Source organism: Brevundimonas sp., assembly GCF_024711105.1.
Taxonomy (GTDB): domain Bacteria; phylum Pseudomonadota; class Alphaproteobacteria; order Caulobacterales; family Caulobacteraceae; genus Brevundimonas.
Window position 1 is genome coordinate 1 of the sequence record NZ_JANJTL010000167.1, and the last position, 21,616, is coordinate 21,616.

The window sequence follows — 21,616 nt, forward strand, 5'->3', positions numbered from 1 at the left end:
GGTCAGGGGGCCGGAGGCGTCGGCCTCATTCTGCTCCGCTTCCGCGAGCTGGCGCTCGATCTGGGGGATCTGGCCGTAGGCGATCTCGGAGGCGCGAGCGAGGTCGCCGGAGCGCTGGGCCGCGGCCAGTTCGGCGCGCAGGCGGTCCAGCGTCTCGCGGAGTTGCGCGCCTTGCCCGACCTTTTCCTTCTCGGCCTTCCAGCGGGCGGTGAGGTCCTCGGACTGGCCTTCGAGCTCAGCGATCTCGTCCTCGAGCTTTTCGAGGCGGGCCTTGGAGGCCTGGTCTGTCTCCTTCTTCAGGGCCTCGCGCTCGATCTTCAGCTGGACCAGGCGGCGGTCGATCTCGTCGAGCGCCTCGGGCTTTGAGTCGACGGCCATGCGCACGCGGCTGGCGGCCTCGTCGACCAGGTCGATCGCCTTGTCGGGCAGGAAGCGGTCGGTGATGTAGCGGTTCGACAGGGTGGCGGCGGCGACGATGGCGCTGTCGGAAATGCGCACGCCGTGGTTGACCTCGTACTTCTCCTTGAGGCCGCGCAGGATGGAGACGGTGTCCTCGACCGTCGGCTCCTCCACGAAGACCGGCTGGAAGCGGCGGGCGAGCGCGGCGTCCTTCTCGACGTGCTTGCGGTACTCGTCCAGCGTGGTGGCGCCGACGCAGTGGAGCTCACCGCGCGCCAGGGCGGGCTTGAGCAGGTTGGAGGCGTCCATGGCGCCGTCCGTCTTCCCGGCCCCGACCAGGGTGTGCATCTCGTCGATGAACAGCACGATGCCGCCCTCGGCCGCGGCCACCTCGTTGAGCACGGCCTTCAGCCGCTCCTCGAACTCGCCCCGGTACTTCGCGCCGGCGATGAGCGCGCCCATGTCGAGCGCCATGACCTTCTTGTCGCGCAGGCTCTCCGGCACGTCGCCGTTGACGATGCGGAGCGCCAGGCCCTCGACGATGGCGGTCTTGCCGACGCCGGGCTCGCCGATCAGGACGGGATTGTTCTTGGTGCGGCGGGCGAGCACCTGGATGGCGCGGCGGATCTCCTCGTCGCGGCAGATGACCGGGTCGATCTTGCCGTCGGCGGCGGCGAGCGTCAGGTCGCGGGCGTAGCGCTTGAGCGCGTCATAGGCGTCCTCGGCCCCGGCGGAGTCGGCGGTCTTGCCCTTGCGGACATCGTTGATGGCGGCATCCAGGCTGTCGGCCTTAACGCCCGCGGCCGAAAGCACCGTCTTGGCGACGCCGCCCTCCCTGGCCAGGCCCTGGAGCAGGCGTTCGGTGGTGACGAACTGGTCGCCGGCCTTCCTAGCGGCCTGCTCCGCCGCCGCGAAGACGCGGGCGGTGTCGCCGTCGAGGTAGAGCTGGCCCGAGCCGCCGGAGACCTGGGCGCGCTTGGACAGCGCGGTCTCGACATCGGCCTCGGCGCGCTTGGCGTCGCCGCCGGCGGCGGTGATCAGGTTGCGGGCCAGGCCGTCGCGCTCCTCCAGCAGCACCTTCAGGAGATGCTCGGGCGCGAACTGCTGATGCCGGCGCGCGAGCGCCAGCGACTGGGCCGACTGGATCGCCTGCTTGGCGCGGTCGGAATAGAGGTCGAGGTTCATGCTTTCCCCTGATGAGGCGGAACAAGCTTTGCGTTGGCCTAACGCTTCGCTCCTTGAGGCCGGCCGACACGCCCTCAATGCAAGCGACGCGCCGGATCCGGTGAGTCACAGGTGGGTGTGGCCGATTGGACACGCAAGGGGCCGGCGGCTAAGCGTGGCCTTAAGCCCCGAGACTGCTGGAGACCCGATGCCGGAGCTGTTCGGCCTGTTCGAGCCGGCGCATCTCGCGCCCTTCCTCGTGGCGGTGGCCCTGATCGAGCTGACACCGGGTCCCAACATGGGGTGGTTGGCGCTGGTGGGGGCGACGCGCGGCCGGGCTTCGGGACTGGCTGCTGTGCTCGGCACGGCGGTGGGCCTCGCCGCCTGGATGCTGGCGGCGGTGGCCGGGCTGTCGGCGGTGCTGGCGGAGTGGCCGGTTGCCTATCAGGCGGTTCGGTGGGCGGGAGTCGCCTTTCTCTTTTGGCTGGCCTGGGAGGCGCTGAGCGGCCAGGGCGTGGGGCCCGAAGCCGCGGGCGATCTGGTGGACGGCCGCCGGGCCCTGTTCCTGCGGGGCCTGACGGCGAACCTGCTGAATCCCAAGGCGGCGGCCTTCTACATGGCGCTCTTGCCGGCCTTCATACGGCCGGAGGCGGGATCGGCGGTCGTGCAGGGTCTGATATTGGGAAGCGTGCAGATCGCCGTGGCGACAGCCGTGCACGCGGCCATCGTGCTGGGCGCCGACCAGGCCGGGCAGAGGCTGCTGACGCGGCTGGACGGGCGAGCGGTGCGGATCGGCATGGCCGCCGGCATCGCGCTAATCGCCGTCTGGGTCGCGTGGGAGACGCGCGGCTGAGGCTTGCCGAGAGGCCCTGGGCGGGCGCAATGTCCGTCGGCTGGAGGGCCTCGGCATGAACGTCGAACTCGCCGACGAACGGTTCCTGATCCTGACGGACCGGTTTTCCATGGACCACGCCGAGGGGCGGGCCTGGACCAAGCGTATCGAGGCCTTCGGGACCCTGGCCAAGGTGTCCGGCTTCCTGAACCGGCCAAAGGACGAGGACTTCGAACTGGTCTATCGCGAACGGCGGCTGCAGCCGTTCTGGCGGCTTATCTGCACGGGGACCTACAGCTACGAGCGGACGCGGCGCTATGCGGTCAAGGTGGCGCCCGAGGTCGAGGCCAGCGAGATCGAGGGCAAGACCTTCGCCGCCGTCAACGGCGAGGTCACGCTGGAGGGCCTGGAGACCTGCCGCGAGGCGCTCAGGAAGGAGACCCTCTACGACGCCCTGACCAAGGCGCCGGCGCTCGGGCTGATCGAATACCTCAAGTACGACGCGGTGGAGACGCGGCCAGAAACCCTGCAGGCGGACGCGGGCGAGGACACCATCGTGGTGCCGCCGATCGCCAAGGCGTCGGAGCTGATCCGCGAGGCCCTGGGCGCCGTCATCGCCCGCATCGAGGCGGACCGCGTGCTGGAGGAGCAGCTGAGGGTCGAGGCGACCGAGCTCTACTACCGGCCGGTCTACGCCTTCCGCTACCGCTGGCAGGGCAAGGAGGCGGTGGTCGAGTTCGACGGCCTGACGGGCGAGGTCAAGGCGGGCGGGGCGACCTTCGAACAGTACCTGGGCCAGGTCCTCGAGCCCAAGTTCCTGATCAACGCGGGCGTCGAGGCCGCGGCCCTTTTCATCCCCGGCGCGCGGCTGGCCGAAATCATCGTCTCCAAAGGCGTGGCCCTGGCCACGGCGCCCAAGACCCGGTGACGGAACCGGAGCCGACAGGGCGGGTTTGAGGGGCGAAGCCGGAGCCCCGCCATGAGCCGTCCCGCCCTGATCCTGTCCGCCGCCGTCCTGGCGCTGGCCGCCTGCCAGCGTCCGGCCGAGGGGCCCGCCGCCGACAGCGCCGAGGATGCGGCCGCCGACGCTTCGGGCTCGGCGGCCTCGGCCGGTGCGGGCGAGGCCGCGTCCGCTGGAGAGACGGCATCCGGAGACCGGACCCTGCCGCCCGGCCCCACGCCCCCACCGCCTGGCCCGGACGGCATGACCAGCCAGGCTCCTGTGGCGCCCGGACCGGTGCCCTCGCGCCCCGCCCGGCCGGAAGACCTGATGACCCCGCCGCCGCCGAATTCCCTGGCACGGCCGGACACGCCCATGCCTGCCACCGACCCGGACGGACGGCCGTCGCTGTAGCGCCGCGAGACTTCGCCTGGCCCAGCTTTTAGGGGGTTCCTTCCGGACCGGGGCTGGCCTATCCGTCGCCGGACGACGAAGGGCCGCCTGAGACGGCCTGCGAGACAGCGGTTCGGGAAGGCGAGACATGGACGGCGGCCAGGCGGACTTCACCCCTGAGGCGTTCAAAAAGGCGTTCGCGGAGGCGCTGGGCGGGGCCAAGGCGCTCAACGCCTGCGAACAGAGTTTCCTGGACCAGGCCGTCGACGACTATGACGCCGGTGAAGCGCCGGGCCTGGACCCGGCGGCCTTCACTCGGCTGCTCGCCCGCTTCTGGGAGTTCGTCTGCAGCCGCGCGGCGGGCCAGGCGCCGATCATCCGCATCGAGCCAGCCGCCGCCGCGGGTCTCGCGGCGCCCTATGATCTGATCGAGATCGTTCAGGACGACCGGCCCTTCCTGGTCGACAGCATCATGGGCCAGCTGGCCGAGGCCGGCGTCTCGGTGCGGGCCATGTTCCACCCGGTGGTCGAGCGCGACGGGCAGGCGCGCCGGGAGTCCACCATCCTGGTGGTGGTCGACGCCCTGACCCAGGAGCGCCGAGCCGTCCTGAAAGAGGGTCTGGAGCAGACCTTGGCGGACGTCCGCGCCGCGGTCGAGGATCACGCCGCCATGGCCGAGATCATGGCGGCCGCCATCGCCCGACTCGAGTCCGGCGCGCCCGGCGTCGACGCGGAAGCCCTGGCCGAGAGCGTGGAGTTCCTGCGCTGGCTGCAGAACGATCACTTCGTCTTCCTCGGCGCGCGCGAGTACGACTATCCGCGCGACAAGGCCGGCGGCTATGCGACCGACGAGGCCCTGACGCTGCAGCGAGAGGGCCTGGGGGTCTTGCGCGACCCGGAGGTGGCGGTGCTGCGCCGATCCCACGAGGTCGCCACCATGACCGAGGCGCTGCGCAAGCGTATCGACAAGGGCGAGCCGGTGTCGGTCGCCAAGGCCAATCTCAAGAGCCGCGTCCACCGCCGGGTGCACATGGACTACGTCTCGGTCGCCCGCTTCGGCGCCGACGGCCGGCCGGCCGGCGAGACCCGGTTCGTGGGTTTGTTCACCGCCGAGGCCTATGACAAGCCGGCCTTCGACGTGCCGCTGATCCGCGCCAAGGCGCGCCGGGTGCTGGAGCGCGCCGGCAAGGCGGAGGGGACGCACAACCACAAGCGGCTGAGGAACATCCTCGAGACCTTCCCGCGCGACGAGCTGTTCCAGTCGAGCGAGAACCACCTGCTGCTGACGACGCTGGGCATCCTGCACCTGTACGACCGGCCGCGGGTGCGGACCTTCACCCGGCGGGACCCGTTTGACCGGTTCGTGTCGATCCTCGCCTTCTTCCCGCGCGAGCGGTACGACGCGAGCGTGCGCGAGCGCATCGGCCGCATCCTGGCCGAGGCCTGGGGCGGGCGGCTTTCGGCCTGGTATCCGCAGCTGTCGGACGCGCCGCTGACGCGGGTCCACTACATCATCGGCTTCAACCCGGGCGAGCACCCGGAGCCGGACCTCGACGAGTTGGAGGCCCGCGTCGCCGAGGCCGCGCGCAGCTGGGGCGACCGGTTCGTGCAGGCGGCCCGCGACGGCGGCCTGGCCGAGGAGCAGCTGAGCGCCCTGACCCATGTCTGGGCCGAGGCCTTCCCGGTCGGCTATCGGGATCGCTACGACGCCGCCGAGGCCCTGACCGACCTGGGCGAGATCGACCGTCTCGGCGACCTCGACGTGGTGGTGCGCGCCTTCCGCACCCCGGCGGACACCCCGCTGCAGTTCCGCTTCAAGCTGTATCGCCGCGGCCGTGCCGCGCCTTTGGCCGACGTCCTGCCGATCCTGGCCGACATGGGCCTGAAGGCCATGGAGGAGTTCGGCCACGTCCTGACGCCTGAGGGCGGCCAGCCGATCCACGTGCACGAATTCCTGCTGGAAGACCCGCGCGGCGGCGACCTCAGGTTCGAGGACGTGAAGGACCCGTTCGAGTCGGCCTTCTCGGCGGTCTGGTGCGAGCGGACCGAGAGCGACGGCTTCAACCGGCTGGTGCTCGAGCTCGGCGTCGGCTGGCGCGAGGCGGCGCTGATCCGCACGCTGGCCCGCTACCGCCAGCAGACGGGGCTCGATCCCTCGCAGGCCGTGCAGGAAGAGGCCCTGCGCGAGCATCCGGAGGTGGCGCGTCTGCTGCTGGAGTTGTTCCGCTCCAAGTTCGACCCGGCTCTGGCCGGTGACGCCGAGGCGCGCAAGGCGGGTGTCGAGGCGACCTTCCAGCGCATTCTCGACGGCCTGCAGGCGGTGAAGAGCCTGGACCACGACCGGGTGCTGCGCCGCCTGGCCCTGCTGGTCATGGCCATCAAGCGGACCAACTACTTCCAGGAAGGGACCGACCTGGACCATCCGGGCAAGCCGCACATCTCGATCAAGATCGCCTCGCGCGAATTGGCTGACCTGCCGGCGCCCAAGCCCTATCGCGAGATTTTCGTCTGGGCCCCCCACGTCGAGGGCGTGCACCTGCGCTTCGGCCCCGTGGCGCGTGGCGGCCTGCGCTGGTCGGACCGGCGCGACGACTTCCGCACCGAGGTGCTGGGCCTGGTGAAGGCCCAGCAGGTCAAGAACGCCGTCATCGTGCCCGTGGGCTCCAAGGGCGGCTTCTTCGCCAAGTGCCAGGCGCGCGTCGCCAAGGCCTCGGGCGGGGACCGGGACGCCATCCTGCAGGAGGGCATCCGCGCCTATCGCACCTTCCTGTCGGGCATGCTGGACATCACCGACAACATCGCCGCCGACGGTTCGGTGGTGCGGCCGGCGGACGTGATCGCCTGGGAAGGGGACGACCCCTATCTCGTGGTCGCGGCCGACAAGGGCACGGCGACCTTCTCCGACATCGCCAACGGCATCTCGGAATCCTACGGCTTCTGGCTGGGCGACGCCTTCGCGTCGGGAGGCTCGGCCGGCTATGACCACAAGGTCATGGGCATCACCGCCCGCGGGGCCTGGGAGGCGGTCAAGCGTCACTTCCTGGAGATGGGCAAGGACATCCAGTCCGAGCCCTTCACCGTCGTCGGCGTGGGCGACATGTCGGGCGACGTGTTCGGCAACGGCATGCTGCTGTCGAAGCAGATTCGACTCGTCGCGGCGTTCGACCACCGCGACATCTTCATCGACCCGAACCCGGATCCGGCCTCGAGCTGGGTCGAGCGGGACCGGATGTTCAAGCTGCCGCGCTCGTCCTGGCAGGACTACGACAGGTCGAAGATCTCCAAGGGCGGCGGCGTCTTCTCGCGCTCAGAGAAGTCGATCGCGCTGAGCCCCGAAATCCGCGAGGCGCTGGATATCGCCGAGGAGAGCGTGACCCCCTCGGACCTGATGCGCGCCATCCTGCGGGCCCCGGCCGAGCTGCTCTATTTCGGCGGCATCGGCACCTATGTGAAGGCGGCCAGCGAGACCGACCTGCAGGTCGGCGACAAGGCCAATGACGCCATCCGCCTCAACGGCGACGAGTTGCGGGTCAAGGTCATCGGCGAGGGCGCCAACCTGGGCCTAACCCAGGCCGGCCGGATCGCCTTTGCCAGGAACGGTGGGCGGATCAACACCGACGCCATCGATAACTCGGCGGGCGTCGACAGTTCCGACCACGAGGTGAACATCAAGATCCTGACCGGCGCCGTCGAGGCGGCCGGCAAGCTGGATCGCGAGAAGCGCAACGTGCTGCTCGCCTCCATGACCGAGGAGGTCGGCCTCAAGGTCCTGGCGCACAACTACGACCAGACCCTGGCCATCTCCATGCAGGAGCGGGCGGCCCGCGCCGACGTTGATTCACACGCCAGGTTCATGACCCGGCTGGAGGCGGCCGGGAAGCTGGACCGCAAGGTCGAGGGACTGCCTTCGGCGGCCCAGATGGCGGACATCGCCGCCAACCAGCAGGGTCTGACCCGGCCGGAGCTGGCGGTCCTGACCGCCTATTCGAAGATCGAGCTCTATGACGACATCGTCGCCTCTTCGGCACCGGACGATCCGTTCTTCGAGAAGACGCTGGTGCGCTACTTCCCGGGACCGCTGGCGGTCTATGAGGATGAGATGCGCCGGCACAGGCTGCGGCGCGAGATCGTGGCGACGGTGCTCGCCAACGAGATCATCAACATGTGCGGGGCGACCTTCCCCGAGCGGCTGAAGTCCAGCGCCGAGTGCGACACCGCGGCCATGGTCGTCGCCTTCGAGGCGGCCCGGCAGGTGTTCCGCCTCGACGAGGCCTGGGACGCCATCTCGGCGCTCGACCGCCAGATCCCGGCCGAGGCGCAGTTGGCGCTCTATGCCGAGGTGCAACTCGTCCTTCGGCGCCAGACCTTCTGGCTCGCCCGTCGCGCGGCCCGCAACATCGGCGGCGGCGTCCGGGGCCTGATCGACGCCTACCGTCCGGCCGCCGACGCCCTCCGCTCGGAAGGGGCGACCGTCCTGTCGCCCTTCGAGCGGGACCTCTACGAGACGCGCGCCGGGGGGTTCACCGCGCGGGGCGCGCCCGACGATCTGGCCCGTGCGGTGGCGCTGCTGCGCCCGCTGACGGCGACCAGCGATATCGGCGATCTGGCCAAGGCCGCGGGTTGGGCCCCGCCGGCGATGGCCCGGCTCTATCACCAGGTGGGCGCGATCTTCGACTTCGACCGGATGCGGGCGGCGGCCGGTTCGCTGGCCTCGACCGATCACTTCGAGCGGCTGGCCGTGCGCCGGCTGATCGAGGACCTGATGGCCGAGCAGGCAGCCCTGACCCGGGCGGTGGCGGCTAAGACCGACGACGCCTGCGGCGCGGACGACGCGCGCGCCGCCAAGGCGGTGAAGACCTGGATCGGCGCCCGGGCGGGCACGGTCGACCAGGTCCGCCGCGCCATCGACGAGATCGAGGCGGCCGGCCAGGGCTGGAGCTTCGCCAAGCTGACCATCGCCAACGCCGCCCTGCGCGACCTGGCGGCGGCGGCCTGACGGGGAGGGCGCCGTGCCCCGCAAATTCCTGGTCGTGGCCGACGACAGCGCCGAGTTCCAGGCGGCGCTGCGCTACGCCGCCCGGCGGGCCAAATCGACGGGCGGCCGGGTCGCCCTGCTGAAGGTCCTGACGCCCTCGAACAACGACTATTTCGCGGGCGTCCGCGAGGAGATCGAGGCGCAACTGCGGCAGGAGGGCGAGGCGCTCCTGACCCGGCTGGGCGCCGAGGCCGAGGAGCGCTCGGGCGCGACGCCGGAGTTTCTGATCGAGTTCGGCGATGCGCCCGGCGCCATCAAGAAGGTCGTGGCCGCCGACCCGGACATCAAGATCCTGGTCCTGGCCGCCGCCGTCGGCGGGCGTGGACCCGGCCCGCTGGTGTCGGCCATCGCCAAGGACGGCGGCGGTTTCGGCGGCCGCAAGCTGCCCGTGACCGTGGTGCCGGGCGACCTGTCGGACGCCGAAGTCGAGGACCTGGCCTGAAACTGGTTGGCTTGTTTCCTTCTCCCATTGGGAGAAGGTGGCCGGCGACAGCCGGTCGGATGAGGGTCGGCCGCTTCAGGATCGAGAACCGCATGAGCCGAAGTGGCGTCGCCAGGTCACAGCGCCGAAGGATGAACGCCGCCGAGGCAGTGGTGTGGCGCGTGCTGCGCGCCGGGAGGGCGGGACACAAGTTCCGGCGGCACCATCCGATAGGGCCCTACTTCGCTGACTTCGGCTGCGACGCGCTGCGGCTCGTCATCGAGGTCGAAGGCGGCGTGCATGATCTGCCTCACGTCGCAGAGCGGGATGAGTTGAGACAGGCCGCCCTCGAAAACCTGGGGTGGACCGTGTTTCGCTTTGACAGCGACACCGCCCTGGCGCGAACGACGGAGATTCTCGCGGCGATCGACCGCCACGCGCGCGAGATCGGCGCCGCGCCTCGTCCGGAAGCGGTCGACCCTCATCCGGCCCTTCGGGCCACCTTCTCCCAATGGGAGAAGGAAAGGTGAGGACTTGGGAGTTCTGGATCGATCGGGGAGGGACCTTCACGGATGTCGTCGCCCGGGCGCCGGGCGGTGAATTGACGGTCGCCAAGCTGCTGTCGGAAGACCCTGGCCGGTACGCCGATGCGGCGGCGGAGGGGATCCGGCGCATCCTGAAGGACAACGGCGCCGAGGGCGCGTCGTCTCTGGTGCGGATGGGCACGACGGTGGCGACCAATGCGCTGCTGGAGCGCAAGGGCGAGCCGACGCTGCTGGTGACCTCGGCGGGGCTCGGTGACGTGCTGAGGATCGGGTGGCAGAGCCGGCCCGACATCTTCGCCCGTCACATCGTTCTGCCCGAGCCGCTGCACGCCGAGGTGCTGGAGGTGGACGAGCGCGTCGCCGCCGACGGTGAGGTGGTCCGGCCGCTGGACGAGGCCACGGCGCGGGCCGGAATGCTGGCGGCGCACGGCCGGGGCCTGCGGTCCGTCGCCATCGTGCTGGCGCATGGCTGGAAGCACACGGCGCATGAGGTCCGGCTGGCGCAGATCGCGCGCGAGGTCGGCTTCGACCAGGTCTCCGTCAGCCATGAGGTCGCGCCCCTGATCAAGATGGTGGCGCGCGGGGATACGACCTGCGTGGACGCCTATCTGTCGCCGGTGCTGCGCCGCTATGTCGATCAGGCGGCGCGCGAGATGGGCGGCTCCGCGCGCTTGCTGTTCATGCAGTCCAACGGTGGCTTGATCGACACCGCGAAGTTCAGGGGCAAGGACGCCATCCTGTCCGGCCCCGCCGGCGGCATTGTCGGCATGGCCGCGACGGCGGAGGCCGCCGGGTTCGGCCGCGTCATCGGCTTCGACATGGGCGGGACATCGACGGACGTCTCCCACTACGCGGGCCGGTTCGAACGCACGAGCGAGCGGGTGGTCGCGGGCGTGCGGCTGACGGCGCCCATGCTGGACATCCACACGGTGGCGGCGGGCGGGGGTTCGATCTGCCGCTTCGACGGGTCGCGGCTGAGGGTAGGACCGGAATCCGCGGGCGCCTCGCCGGGGCCGGCCTGTTATGGGCGGGGCGGTCCGCTGACGGTGACCGACTGCAACCTGGTGCTCGGCCGCATTCGCGCCGAGGCCTTCCCCCGCGTGTTCGGACCCAACGGCGACCAGCCGCTCGATGAGGCGGCGACACGGGCGGCGTTCGACCAGCTGGCGGCCGAGACGGGCCAGAGTGTCGAGGCCCTGGCCGAGGGCTTCATCGACATCGCCGTCGAGCACATGAGCCGGGCCATCCGGCAGATCTCGATCCAGCGCGGGCATGACCTGAACGGCTATGCCCTGGCCTGCTTTGGCGGCGCCGGCGGCCAGCACGCCTGCCGCGTCGCCGATGCGCTCGGCCTGGACACGGTGCTGATCCATCCGCTGGCGGGGGTGCTGTCGGCCTATGGCATGGGCCTGGCGGATCTGCGCGCGATCCGCCGGACCAGTGTGGAGCAGCCGCTGGCCGAGGCCGCGCTCGGCGAGGTCGCCGCCGCCCTGGAGGCGGAGGCCCGCGCCGAGATCGAAGGCCAGGGCGTGCCCGTCTCGGCGGTCGAGGCCGAGCGGACGGTGCTGGTGAAGTACGCCGGATCGGACTCCGCCCTGCCCGTCCCGCTGGCGAGCGTCGAGACCATGACCGCCGCCTTCGCCGAGGCGCACCGGAGACGGTTCGGCTTCGTCTCGGACGCGGCCCTGGTTGCGGACTCGGTCAGCGTGGAAGTCGTGGGCCGCGTGCGGACCGACGCGGAGGCCGAACCGGTCGAGGCGCCGGCGCATCCGGCCACGGCCGTCGGCGAGGTGGCCGCATCATTTGGTGAGGCCCGGACCGCGCCCTTCCACGACCGAGCGGCGCTCATGCCCGGCGCGTGGCTCGACGGCCCGGCCATCATCGGCGAGACGACCGCGACGACGGTGGTTGAGCCCGGCTGGCGCGCGCGGGTCGATGGCCTGCGCAACCTGGTGCTCGAGCGGGTCGCGCCGCGCGCGGAGCGGCGGGCGGAAGGCACGGCGGTCGATCCCATCCGGCTCGAGCTGTTCAACAGCCGCTTCATGGCCGTGGCCGAGCGGATGGGGCTGGCGCTGCAGGCGACGGCGCGGTCGGTGAACATCAAGGAGCGGCTCGACTTCTCCTGCGCCCTGTTCGATCCGGCGGGCGGCCTGATCGCCAATGCTCCGCATATTCCGGTCCACCTCGGGTCCATGGGCGAGAGCATCCGGGCGGTGATCGCCTCGCGCGGCGAGGGCCGCGACGGGCGCGGCATGAAGCCGGGGGACGCCTATGTGCTGAACGCCCCCTACAACGGCGGCACCCACCTGCCCGACATCACCGTGATCCAGCCGGTGTTCCTGGAGGGAGAGGCCAAGCCCGCCTTCTATGTCGCCGCGCGCGGACACCATGCCGACGTCGGCGGGATCACGCCGGGCTCGATGCCGCCGGGCAGCCGGACGGTGGACGAGGAAGGGGTGCTGATCGACGACGCCCTGCTGGTCGACGCGGGCCGGTTCCTGGAGGCGGAGACGCGGGCGCTTCTCGGCTCCGGCAGCTGGCCGGCGCGCAACATCGACCAGAACATCGCCGACCTGAAGGCCCAGGTCGCCGCCTGCGTTCAGGGCTCGGACGAACTGAAGAGCCTGGTCGACGGCTTCGGCCGCGAGGTGGTCGAGGCCTATATGGGCCACGTGCAGGACAACGCCGAGGCGGCGGTCCGTCGCGCCATCGGCGCGCTGAGTGACGGCGCCTTCGAGCTGGAGATGGACGACGGGGCGGTGATCCGCGTGGCGGTCAGCGTGGACCGCGAAGACCGTTCGGCGGTCGTCGACTTCACCGGCACGAGCCCGCAGCGGCCCAGCAACTTCAACGCCCCGGCCTCGATCGCACGGGCGGCGGTGCTCTATGTCTTCCGGACCCTGGTCGAGGACGCCATTCCGCTGAACGAAGGGTGCCTGAAGCCGATCACCCTGATCCTGCCGGAAGGCTCGATGCTGAACCCGCGCCATCCGGCGGCGGTCGTGGCGGGCAACGTCGAGACCAGCCAGGCCATTGTCGACTGTCTCTATGGCGCGCTCGGCGTCCTGGCCGGCAGCCAGGGGACGATGAACAACTTCACCTTCGGCAACGCCGCGCGCCAGTACTACGAGACGATCGCCGGCGGCTCGGGCGCGGGTGACGGCTTCGACGGGGCGACCGCAGTCCAGACCCACATGACCAACAGCCGCCTGACCGACGTCGAGGTGCTGGAGACGCGCTTTCCGGTGCGGGTCGACCAGTTCTCCATTCGGCGCGGCTCGGGCGGGGAAGGCCGTTGGCGCGGCGGCGACGGGGTGGTGCGGCGCATCCGCTTTCTGGAGCCGATGACAGGCGCGATCCTGTCGAACCGCAGGCGGACGGCGCCGTTCGGGCTGGAGGGCGGCGGGCCGGGCCTGCCAGGCGTGAACAGGGTGGAACGCGCGGGCGGCGCGGTCGAGGAGCTGCCGGCCACGGCCGAGACGACCATGAAGCCCGGCGACGTGTTCGTCATCGAGACGCCCGGCGGCGGCGGATATGGGCGTCCGGGGTGAAATCGCCGCGCCCGCGCGTTACATGCCGGGCATGACTGATCTGAACGACGTGATTCAGCAGGGCCAGGCGGCCCTGGATTTCGACGCCGCCCTGATCGAGCGCATCACCCGCATGGCCGGCGACCTGGCCGTGAACCTTGTCGTCGCCGCGCTCATCCTGATCGCCACCTTCTTCGTGGCGCGCTGGGCCGGCGGGTGGACTCGCCGCGCCCTGGTGCGGCTGCAGAAGCGCAATCCGGACCCGACCCTGCAGGGCTTCCTGGTCCAGGTGGTGCGGGTGATCGTGATCGCCGTCGGCCTGATCGCAGTGCTGCAGCGTCTGGGCGTCCAGACCACCTCGATCATCGCCATCCTCGGCGCCGCGTCCCTGGCCATCGGCCTGGCGCTGCAAGGGACGCTGTCCAACGTGGCGGCGGGCGTGATGCTGCTGATCCTGCGCCCCTACCGCGTCGGCGACGTGGTCCAGGTCGGCGAGCGGGCCGGCGTCGTGCGCAAGCTCGACCTGTTCACCACCGTGATGATCGACGCCAACAACATGAAGATCACCGTGCCCAACTCGCAGGTGCTGGGCGACGTCATAGTCAACATCTCGGGCCAGCGCACGCGACGGATCGAGCTGTTCATCGGCGTCGACTACGACAGCGACCTCGAACAGGCGATGGAGGTGATGAAGACCGCCTCGGCCGAGCATCCGAACGTGCTCGAGGACCCGCCGGTGTGGGCCGGGGTGACCGGCTTCCTCGACAGTTCGGTCCAGATCGACCTGCAGGCCTGGGTGAAGTCCGAGAACTGGTGGCAGACCAAGGCCGACCTGCATCTCATGATCAAGCACGCCCTCGACAAGGCCGGAGTGGTGATCCCCTATCCGCACCAGGTGCACGTGACCCGTAGCGCCGCTGCGCCCAAGCCGCGCCGCAAGGCCGATCCCAAGCCGCAGCCGGTGGAAGCCGAGAAGCCGCGCACGCCGGCCGCCAAGGCCTCGGCCATGGGCGCCGGCCAGGGAGGCGCCTGATGCGCTACGACTTCGGTTCCGACAACACCGCTGGCATGGCGCCCGAGGCTATGGACGCCGTCATGCGCGCCAACGAGGGCTTCGCGCGGGCCTATGGCGCCGACGACGTGACGGCGCGGGCCGCCGACCTGATCCGCGAGCGGCTGGAGGCCGAGGCGGAGGTGCGCTTCGTCTTTTCCGGCACGGCCGCCAACGCCATCGCCCTGTCGATGCTGGCCCGCCCGTATGAGGCGGTGATGGCCCACCAGGCCGCCCACGTCTGCACCGACGAGACAGGGGCGCCCGGCTTCTTCGGCCAGGGCGTCGGCCTGATCGGCCTGCCGGGCGGGTCCGGCAAGGTCGACGAGGCGGCGCTGAAGGCCATCCTGGCCGAGCCCGTCGTCGGCCACCGCCAGCCGCCCGGCGCGCTCAGCCTCACCCAGGCCACGGAATACGGCGCGGTCTACACGGTCGACGAGATGCGCCGGCTGATCGAGCCGGTGAAGGCGCGGGGCCTGGGCGTGCACCTGGACGGCGCGCGGCTGGCCAATGCGGTCGCCGCCGGCTTCGACATGAACGAGATCCCGCGCCTGGGCGTGGACATACTGGTGCTGGGCGGGGCCAAGGCCGGGGCCCTGTGCGCCGAGGCGCTGGTGGTCTTCGACAAGGCGCTGGCGCACCGGCTCGACAATCGCCTGAAGCAGGCGGGGCAGACGGCCTCCAAGGCCCGCTTCCTGGCCGCGCCGATCCTGGGCCTGCTGGAGAGCGGCGCCTGGGAGGGCCACGCCGCCCACGCCAACCTGATGGCCCAGCGACTTGCCGACGGCATCGCCGAACGGACGCGCTACGTCCTGGCCCATCCGGTCCAGGCCAACACCGTCTTCGTGCGCATGCCGCCCGAGCATCACGCGCGGCTGAACGAGGCCGGCTGGGCCTGCTATCGCTTTGACGACGGCTCGGTGCGCTTCGTCTGCTCCTGGGCGGTGACTGAAGCGGCGGTGGATGATCTCGTCGCGGCCATGGTGAGCCTCGGCTGATGGCGCGTGGGGCGGGGCGCAGACGGGCCGATCCCGAGACCCGCGTCCTCGACGCCGAGATCAACGCGGCGCCCGCCCGACCGCCGCGTACGGTCGACGCCCTGATGGATCTGATGCGGTTGGTGGCCCGCTCGCGGGCGCCGCAGCTCAAGGCGCGGCTGACGGCCGCCTTCGTCCTGACGCTGGCCGGCAAGGTCCTGGGCGTGCTGGCGCCGCTCGCCCTCGGGGCCGCGGTCAACGAGCTGGCGGGCGAAGCGGGCGGGACCGCCGCCGCCTTCGGTCTGGGCTTCGCCGGACTGGCGATCGGCTGGGCCGTCATCCGCTTCCTGTCGGCGGCGGCGCCCCAGGCGCGCGACGCCATCTTCACGGCCGTGTCGGAGGCGGCCAAGCGCACGGCGGCGGCAGAGGCCTTCGCGCACGCGCTCAGCCTGTCGCTGGACTTCCACCAGACCAAACGGTCGGGCGCCCTGTCGCGGGTGGTGGACCGGGGGGCCAAGGCCTCGGACTTCCTGCTGCGCATCCTGGCCTTCAACATCGCGCCGACGATCCTGGAGCTGATCCTGGCGGCGGCGGTGCTGGCGGGGGCCTACGACTGGCGCTTCGCCCTGATCGCGGTGGCGACCATCGGGGTCTATGTCGTCTTCACCCTAGCCGTCTCCAACTGGCGGATCGAGCACCGGCGGGCGCTGAACACGGCCGAGACCGAGGCCGTCGGCATGCAGGTCGACGCCCTGCTGAACTATGAGACGGTCAAGGCCTTCGGCGCGGAAGGGCGCACGGCCGAGGGCTATGAGGCGTCGCTGATGGCCTACGCCCAGGCGGCGCAACGGGCCAACACCTCGCTGGCCGTGCTGAACGCGGGGCAGGCGCTGGTGATGAACGTCGGCCTCGGCTTCATGGCCCTGCTGGCGGGGCTGGAGGCGGCGGCCGGGCGGATGGGGCCCGGCGACGTCACCGCCGTCGTGCTGATTCTGATCGCGCTCTATCAGCCGCTGAACATCCTGGGCTTCGCCTACCGCGAGATCCGCCAGTCGCTGATCGACATGGAGGCTCTGCTGGAGCTGACCCGCCAGCGCCCGGACGTGGCCGACGCCCCCGACGCCGTGAACCTGCCTCCGGCCTCGGAAGCGGGGGGTGGGGCCATCGCCTTCGAGCACGTGTCCTTCCGTCATTCCGCGCGCGTGGTCGGACTGGAGGACATCAGCTTCGAGGCGCCGCCGGGGAAGACCGTAGCCGTCGTCGGGCCCTCGGGATCGGGCAAGTCGACCATCGTCAAGCTGGCGCTGCGCCTGCTCGACCCGCAGGGGGGCCGGGTGCTGGTCGACGGGTTGGACGCCCGGTCGGTGACCCAGGCCTCGCTCAGGCGGGGCGTGGCCCTGGTCCCGCAGGACGTGGCCCTGTTCAACGACAGCCTGCGGGTGAACATCGGCTTCGCCCGGCCGGAAGCCGATGAGCGCGCCATCTGGGCGGCGGCGGAAGCCGCGGAGCTCGGCGACTTCATCCGCGCCCTGCCCGACGGCCTGGACACTCGCGTCGGCGAGCGAGGGCTGAAGCTCTCGGGCGGCGAGCGCCAGCGCGTGGGCCTCGCCCGGGCGCTGCTGGCCGAGCCGCACGTCCTGATCCTCGACGAGGCCACCTCGGCGCTCGACAGCCGCACCGAGGCCGCCATTCAGGCGACCTTGCGCCGGGCGCGGAAGGGCCGGACCACGCTGGTGGTCGCGCACCGCCTGTCGACCATCGCGGACGCGGACCAAATCCTGGTGCTCAAGGCCGGGCGGATCGTCGAGCGCGGGACGCACGCCGAGCTGGTCGCGGCGGGCGGCGAATACGCGACGCTGTGGAAGAAGCAGACGCGGGGGCGCTAGAGGAACGAGTACGGGTCCACGTCCACGCCGAGGCGGACCGAGCCCGGAATCTTCAGCTCCGCCAGCCAAGCCCTGAGATACGCCTGCAAATCCACGTCGCGGTCGGCGCGGACGAGGAAGCGCTTGCGGCGGCGGCCCCGGACCAGGGCGAGAGGCGCGTCGGCGGGGCCGTAGACCTCGACCCGGTCGGCGGACGGGATGCGGCGGGCCAGCTCGCCGGCGAAGGCCTCCAGGGCGGCGGGGTCCGGGCTCGACAGCACCAGCGCGGCCAGACGGCCGTAGGGCGGCAGGCGCATGGCCTCGCGCTGTATCCCCTCAGCGGCCACGAAGCCGTCCCGGTCGGCGGCCTTCAGCGCCTGCATGACGGGATGCTCGGGCAACCAAGTCTGCAGCAGGGCCCGACCCGGACGGTCAGCGCGCCCGGCGCGGCCCGCCGCCTGGATCAGCATCTGGAAGGTGCGCTCGGCGGCGCGCAGGTCGCCGCCCCTCAGGCCCAGGTCGGCGTCGACCACGCCGACCAGCGTCAGGCGCGGAAAGTTGTGGCCCTTGGCCGCCGCCTGGGTGGCGACCAGCACGTCGATCTCGCCAGCCGCCATGCGCCGGACCAGCTCGCGTGCCGAGCCGGCGTCGGGCACGGTGTCGGAGCTGAAGATGGCCGTGCGGGCGTCGGGGAAACGCTCCCTGACCTCCTCCTCGACGCGCTCCACGCCCGGCCCGATCGACACCAGGCTGTCGGCCGCGCCGCAGTGCGGGCAGTGCGTCGGCTTCGGCATGGAGAAGCCCGTCAGGTGGCAGACCAGCCGTCCGGTGTAGCGGTGCTCGACCAGCCAGGAGTCGCTGTCCGGCGCCGTCATCCGCTCGCCGCAGGCGCGGCACAGGACGACCGGCGCATAGCCCCGGCGGTTGAGGAACAGCAGCGTCTGCTCGCGCCGCTCCAGCGTCTCGACCATGGCCTCGACCAGCGGCGGCGACAGCCAGCGGCCCTTGTCGGGCGGACTGTCGCGCAGGTCGATCAGGTCGATGTCCGGCAGGACCGCCGCCCCGTGCCGGGCGCCCAGACGGACCCAGCCGTAGCGGCCCGTCTCGGCGTTCCACAGGGTCTCGAGCGACGGGGTCGCCGAGGCCAGGACCACCGTCGCCTGTTCGATCCGTCCGCGCGCCACCGCCAGGTCGCGGCCGTGATAGACGATGCCCTCCTCCTGCTTGAAGGACCCGTCGTGCTCCTCGTCGACGACGATGAGGCGCAAGGCTCGGAACGGCAGGAACAGGGCGGAGCGGGCGCCGACCACCAACCTGAGACGGCCAGCCTGGACCGCCTCCCAGACGCGGCGGCGCTGGGGCGGGCTGACGGCGGAATGCCACTCGCCCGGCTCGGCGCCGAAGCGTCCGGCGATGCGGGCGATGATCGCCTGGGTCAGGGCGATCTCCGGCAGCAGGATGAGGATCTGCGCCTCGGGCTCAGCGCGGAGCGCGTGCGCGGCGGCCTCCAGATAGACCTCGGTCTTGCCCGAGCCGGTGACGCCGTCGAGCAGGATCGGCCGAAACTCGCGCGCGTCCAGCGCCTCGGCCAGCACGCGGGCGGCGGCGGCCTGGCCGGCGTTCAGGACGGCCGGGCGGTGGTCTGGGTTAGGCGCGGCGAAGGGCCGGTTCGCCGCGACCTCGAAGACCTCCAGCACGCCTTCGTCGACCAGTCCCTTGATGACGCCCGCCGAGACGTTCGCGGCGCGAGCGAGATCGGCCATGCCGGTCGCCTCGCCGTCGCCGAGCGTCTGAAGGACGCGCGTGCGCGCCTCGGTGGAACGGCCGGGCTCGCGGCCCGCGACGCGGCGCAGACGACGCTCGGGCCGGGGCGGCGGAGCGCGCAGGCCGCGCGTGGCCAGGAAGGCCATCTCGCCGGGCGGCGTCAGGGTCCAGCGCGCGGCCCAGTCAACAAACTCCAGGGTGCTGGGCGGCAGGGCCGGGTCATCGACCTTGCCCTCCAGCTCGCGCAGCCGCCGGTTCGAGCCGGTCGTCTCGCGCACCTCGGTAACGAGGCCGCGCACGCGGCGGGGGCCGAGCGGGACCACGACGTGCTCGCCGGGCTCCAGCGCCATGCCGTCCGGCACGGCGTAGTCGAAGGCCTCCGACAGCGGCAAGGGCAGGAGGACGGAGGCGACCCTCACGTCCCTTCTCCCCTTGCGGGAGAAGGTGTCAGGCGGAGCCTGACGGATGAGGGGTGGATGATCGTCTCCGCTTGAATTCGAGACGCTCGCACGGTTCTCCGGAAAGGTTGGCGCGACCCCTCATCCGACCTCGCTCCGCTCGGCCACCTTCTCCCGCAAGGGGAGAAGGACGCAACGCGCGGCCCTCGCGCTGGCTCGCGTTCGCCGTTAGAAGCTGAACCCATGAAACTGTTCATCGACAGCGCCGACGCCGCGCTCATCAAGGACCTGGCCCAGAGCGGCCTGGTCGACGGCGTCACCACCAATCCTTCGCTGATCGCCAAGTCGGGCCGGCCCATCGCCGAGGTCATCGCCGAGATTTGCGCCGCCGTCGAGGGGCCGATCTCGGCCGAGGTCGCCGCGACCGAAACCGACGCCATGCTGGCCGAGGGCCGCAAGCTCGCCGCCATCGCCGACAATGTCGTGGTCAAGCTGCCCCTGACCATGGACGGGCTGCGGGCGACCACCGCCTTCTCGGCGGACGGGATCGCCACTAACGTCACCCTGTGTTTCTCGGCGGCCCAGGCGCTGCTGGCGGCCAAGGCCGGCGCGACCTTCGTCTCGCCCTTCGTCGGCCGGCTGGAGGACCATGGCGCCGACGGCGTCGAGCTGCTGCACGAGATCCGGGCCATCTACGACGTGCATGGCTATGACACGGAAATCCTGGCCGCCTCGCTGCGCAATCCGGCCCATGTGACCGCCGCGGCCCTGGCCGGCGCGGACGCCGCGACCCTGCCGCCGGACGTCTTCAAGGCGCTCGTCAAACACCCCTTAACCGACAGGGGGCTTGATCAATTCCTCAAGGATTGGGCTTCGACGGGTCAGACCATCTGACCCGAGACGGGTGAGACTTCAGTGGGCGCGGCGGACAAGGCGACGGACGATCAACCGCAGGCGCTCGCGCCCTGGCCCGAGCTGCGCGGCTGGCTGAAAGAGAACCCCGAGCACCTGCTTGCGGACCACGAGCTGCTGCGCGAGCTGGAGCTTAAGCCGGCCGCGAAAAACGTGGTCGAGTTCGGCCCGGCCGCCCTGTCGCGGCTGGAAGAAGCGGTGAAGCGCGAGAGCGGCGCCCGCCGCGCGGTCGAGCACGTCGCCCGCGCCAACTTCGCCGCCCAGGCCCAGACCCATGTGACCGTGTTGGACCTGCTGGAGGCCAAGAACCACTCCGACCTGGCCGCGCGGCTGGACCACGCCTGCCAGGCGCGCTTCGGGCTGTCGGCCGTCTCGATCTGCGTCGAGAAGCCGGGCGTAGCGCCGTTCGGCTGGAAGCTGCTGCCCGAGGGCGGCGTCGGCAAGCTGCTGGGTGAGCACGGCCTGTCCTGGCTCGGCCCGGCGCCGGCGGGGCCGCAGCTGTTCGGCGCCCGCGCCGAAGAGGTGAAGAGCGTGGCGCTGGTCCGCATGGCCCTGTGGAGCCCGGCGCGGCACGCCGTCATCGCCTTCGGATCGCCCGAGCCGGAAGGCTTCACGCCCGACATGGGCTGCGAGCTGATCGCCTTCGTCACCCGCGTGGTCGAGCGCGTCATCGAGCGCTGGCCCGTGCTGGACCCGGCCGCGTGACAGGCGACGAGGCCGTCCAGGCCTGGATGGACTGGCTGGCCCACGAACGCCGCGCCTCGCCCCGGACCCTGGAAGCCTACGGCCGCATCGCGCGCGGCTATGTCGCCTTCCTCTCCAAGCATCGCGGCGAGCCGGTGACCCTTACCGGGCTGGCCTCCGTGCCCGCCGCCGAGGTGCGCGCCCATCTGGCGGCGCGGCGGTCCGGCGAGAAGGGACTGCAGGCCCGGTCGCTGGCCCAGACGCTGTCGGCCATCCGCGCCTTTCACCGCTTCCTCGACCGGCGGTTGGGCGCCCCGACGCCGCAGATCGCGCTGGTCCGCGGGCCGAAGGTGAAGCCCTCCATGCCCCGCCCCGTCAGCGAGGATCAGGCGATCGGACTGCTCGAGGAGCCCCGCGCCGATCCGGATCTCGATCGCTGGGAGGCCGCGCGCGACCGGGCGGTGATGAGCCTGCTCTACGGCTGTGGCCTGCGCATCTCGGAGGGCCTGTCCCTGACCGGCGCCGACCACCCGCTCGGCGAGGCGATCCGCGTCACCGGCAAGGGCGGCAAGACCCGGGTCGTGCCCATACTCCCGGCCGTGCGCGACGCGGTCGCCGACTACGTGCGTCTCTCACCCTGGCCCTTGGCGCAGGACGAGCCCCTCTTCCGGGCCAAGCGCGGCGGGCCGCTGAGCGCCCGGCACGT

Annotated in this window: 15 protein-coding genes; 13 read left to right on the plus strand and 2 right to left on the minus strand. The window is 71.4% G+C overall.

All coding sequences use genetic code 11. The annotated features are described in order from the left end of the window. Window positions 1–1,584: Clp protease N-terminal domain-containing protein (locus Q0M60_RS13290; RefSeq protein ID WP_296820359.1), on the minus strand; the 1,584-nt coding region annotated here is incomplete at its 3' end. Window positions 1,585–1,771: 187 nt separating this feature from the next. On the opposite strand from Q0M60_RS13290, the gene Q0M60_RS13295 reads away from it, so the two are divergent. The 10 genes from Q0M60_RS13295 to Q0M60_RS13340 all read left to right on the plus strand — a co-directional run bounded on the left by Q0M60_RS13295 (window position 1,772) and on the right by Q0M60_RS13340 (window position 17,173). Beyond that, window positions 1,772–2,416, plus strand: coding sequence for a LysE family translocator (locus Q0M60_RS13295; protein WP_296820361.1), 645 nt, complete (start codon window positions 1,772–1,774; stop codon window positions 2,414–2,416). A 55-nt stretch (window positions 2,417–2,471) separates the two neighbouring features. Further along, entirely contained in the window at window positions 2,472–3,323 is an 852-nt protein-coding gene (locus tag Q0M60_RS13300) for a hypothetical protein (protein ID WP_296820363.1), read from the plus strand. A gap of 51 nt (window positions 3,324–3,374) precedes the next feature. Continuing rightward, the gene (locus Q0M60_RS13305) at window positions 3,375–3,749 is read left to right on the plus strand and encodes a hypothetical protein (RefSeq protein WP_296820364.1); all 375 of its coding nucleotides are present in this window, start codon (window positions 3,375–3,377) and stop codon (window positions 3,747–3,749) included. Between the two features lie 127 nt (window positions 3,750–3,876). Beyond that, entirely contained in the window at window positions 3,877–8,724 is a 4,848-nt protein-coding gene (locus tag Q0M60_RS13310; protein WP_296820367.1) for an NAD-glutamate dehydrogenase, read from the plus strand. Between the two features lie 13 nt (window positions 8,725–8,737). Continuing rightward, window positions 8,738–9,205, plus strand: coding sequence for a universal stress protein (locus Q0M60_RS13315; protein WP_296820369.1), 468 nt, complete (start codon window positions 8,738–8,740; stop codon window positions 9,203–9,205). Between the two features lie 92 nt (window positions 9,206–9,297). Then, complete coding sequence (locus Q0M60_RS13320) at window positions 9,298–9,714, plus strand: endonuclease domain-containing protein (protein WP_296820383.1); 417 nt, start codon at window positions 9,298–9,300, stop codon at window positions 9,712–9,714. Continuing rightward, window positions 9,696–13,280: a hydantoinase B/oxoprolinase family protein gene (locus Q0M60_RS13325; RefSeq protein WP_296820371.1), complete on the plus strand. Its 3,585-nt coding sequence runs from the start codon at window positions 9,696–9,698 to the stop codon at window positions 13,278–13,280. The genes Q0M60_RS13320 and Q0M60_RS13325 overlap by 19 nt, the downstream gene beginning before the upstream one ends. Before the next feature lie 31 nt (window positions 13,281–13,311). Beyond that, a complete protein-coding gene (locus Q0M60_RS13330; protein WP_296820372.1) occupies window positions 13,312–14,292 on the plus strand; it encodes a mechanosensitive ion channel family protein in 981 nt (326 codons plus the stop codon). Continuing rightward, on the plus strand, window positions 14,292–15,308 hold the full coding sequence (locus tag Q0M60_RS13335) for a beta-eliminating lyase-related protein (RefSeq protein ID WP_296820373.1): 1,017 nt from the start codon (window positions 14,292–14,294) through the stop codon (window positions 15,306–15,308). The genes Q0M60_RS13330 and Q0M60_RS13335 overlap by 1 nt, the downstream gene beginning before the upstream one ends. A gap of 104 nt (window positions 15,309–15,412) precedes the next feature. After that, window positions 15,413–17,173, plus strand: a complete 1,761-nt coding sequence (locus Q0M60_RS13340) for an ABC transporter ATP-binding protein/permease (protein ID WP_296820385.1) — start codon at window positions 15,413–15,415, stop codon at window positions 17,171–17,173. Here Q0M60_RS13340 and Q0M60_RS13345 read toward each other — a convergent pair. After that, on the minus strand, window positions 17,170–19,335 hold the full coding sequence (locus Q0M60_RS13345) for a primosomal protein N' (RefSeq protein WP_296820375.1): 2,166 nt from the start codon (window positions 19,333–19,335) through the stop codon (window positions 17,170–17,172). The two genes, Q0M60_RS13340 and Q0M60_RS13345, sit on opposite strands and share 4 nt — an antisense overlap. A gap of 222 nt (window positions 19,336–19,557) precedes the next feature. On the opposite strand from Q0M60_RS13345, the gene fsa reads away from it, so the two are divergent. The 3 genes from fsa to Q0M60_RS13360 form a co-directional block, all read left to right on the plus strand. Beyond that, window positions 19,558–20,208 carry a fructose-6-phosphate aldolase gene (gene fsa / locus Q0M60_RS13350; RefSeq protein WP_296820377.1) on the plus strand — a complete coding sequence of 217 codons (651 nt, stop codon included), beginning with the start codon at window positions 19,558–19,560 and terminating at the stop codon, window positions 20,206–20,208. Window positions 20,209–20,229: 21 nt separating this feature from the next. Further along, the gene (locus Q0M60_RS13355) at window positions 20,230–20,931 is read left to right on the plus strand and encodes a DUF484 family protein (RefSeq protein ID WP_296820379.1); all 702 of its coding nucleotides are present in this window, start codon (window positions 20,230–20,232) and stop codon (window positions 20,929–20,931) included. Further along, window positions 20,928–21,616, plus strand: a 689-nt coding sequence (locus Q0M60_RS13360; protein ID WP_296820381.1) for a site-specific integrase, incomplete at its 3' end; no start/stop codon positions are given. The genes Q0M60_RS13355 and Q0M60_RS13360, both read left to right, overlap by 4 nt.

Excerpts from the sequence above, each read along its gene's own strand:
- Q0M60_RS13310 (WP_296820367.1), top strand. The coding sequence starts at position 3,877 with ATGGACGGCGGCCAGGCGGACTTCACCCCTGAGGCGTTCAAAAAGGCG.
- Q0M60_RS13305 (WP_296820364.1), top strand. The coding sequence starts at position 3,375 with ATGAGCCGTCCCGCCCTGATCCTGTCCGCCGCCGTCCTGGCGCTGGCC.
- Q0M60_RS13320 (WP_296820383.1), top strand. The coding sequence starts at position 9,298 with ATGAGCCGAAGTGGCGTCGCCAGGTCACAGCGCCGAAGGATGAACGCC.
- Q0M60_RS13300 (WP_296820363.1), top strand. The coding sequence starts at position 2,472 with ATGAACGTCGAACTCGCCGACGAACGGTTCCTGATCCTGACGGACCGG.
- Q0M60_RS13325 (WP_296820371.1), top strand. The coding sequence starts at position 9,696 with ATGGGAGAAGGAAAGGTGAGGACTTGGGAGTTCTGGATCGATCGGGGA.
- fsa (WP_296820377.1), top strand. The coding sequence starts at position 19,558 with ATGAAACTGTTCATCGACAGCGCCGACGCCGCGCTCATCAAGGACCTG.
- Q0M60_RS13340 (WP_296820385.1), top strand. The coding sequence starts at position 15,413 with ATGGATCTGATGCGGTTGGTGGCCCGCTCGCGGGCGCCGCAGCTCAAG.
- Q0M60_RS13295 (WP_296820361.1), top strand. The coding sequence starts at position 1,772 with ATGCCGGAGCTGTTCGGCCTGTTCGAGCCGGCGCATCTCGCGCCCTTC.
- Q0M60_RS13330 (WP_296820372.1), top strand. The coding sequence starts at position 13,312 with ATGACTGATCTGAACGACGTGATTCAGCAGGGCCAGGCGGCCCTGGAT.
- Q0M60_RS13335 (WP_296820373.1), top strand. The coding sequence starts at position 14,292 with ATGCGCTACGACTTCGGTTCCGACAACACCGCTGGCATGGCGCCCGAG.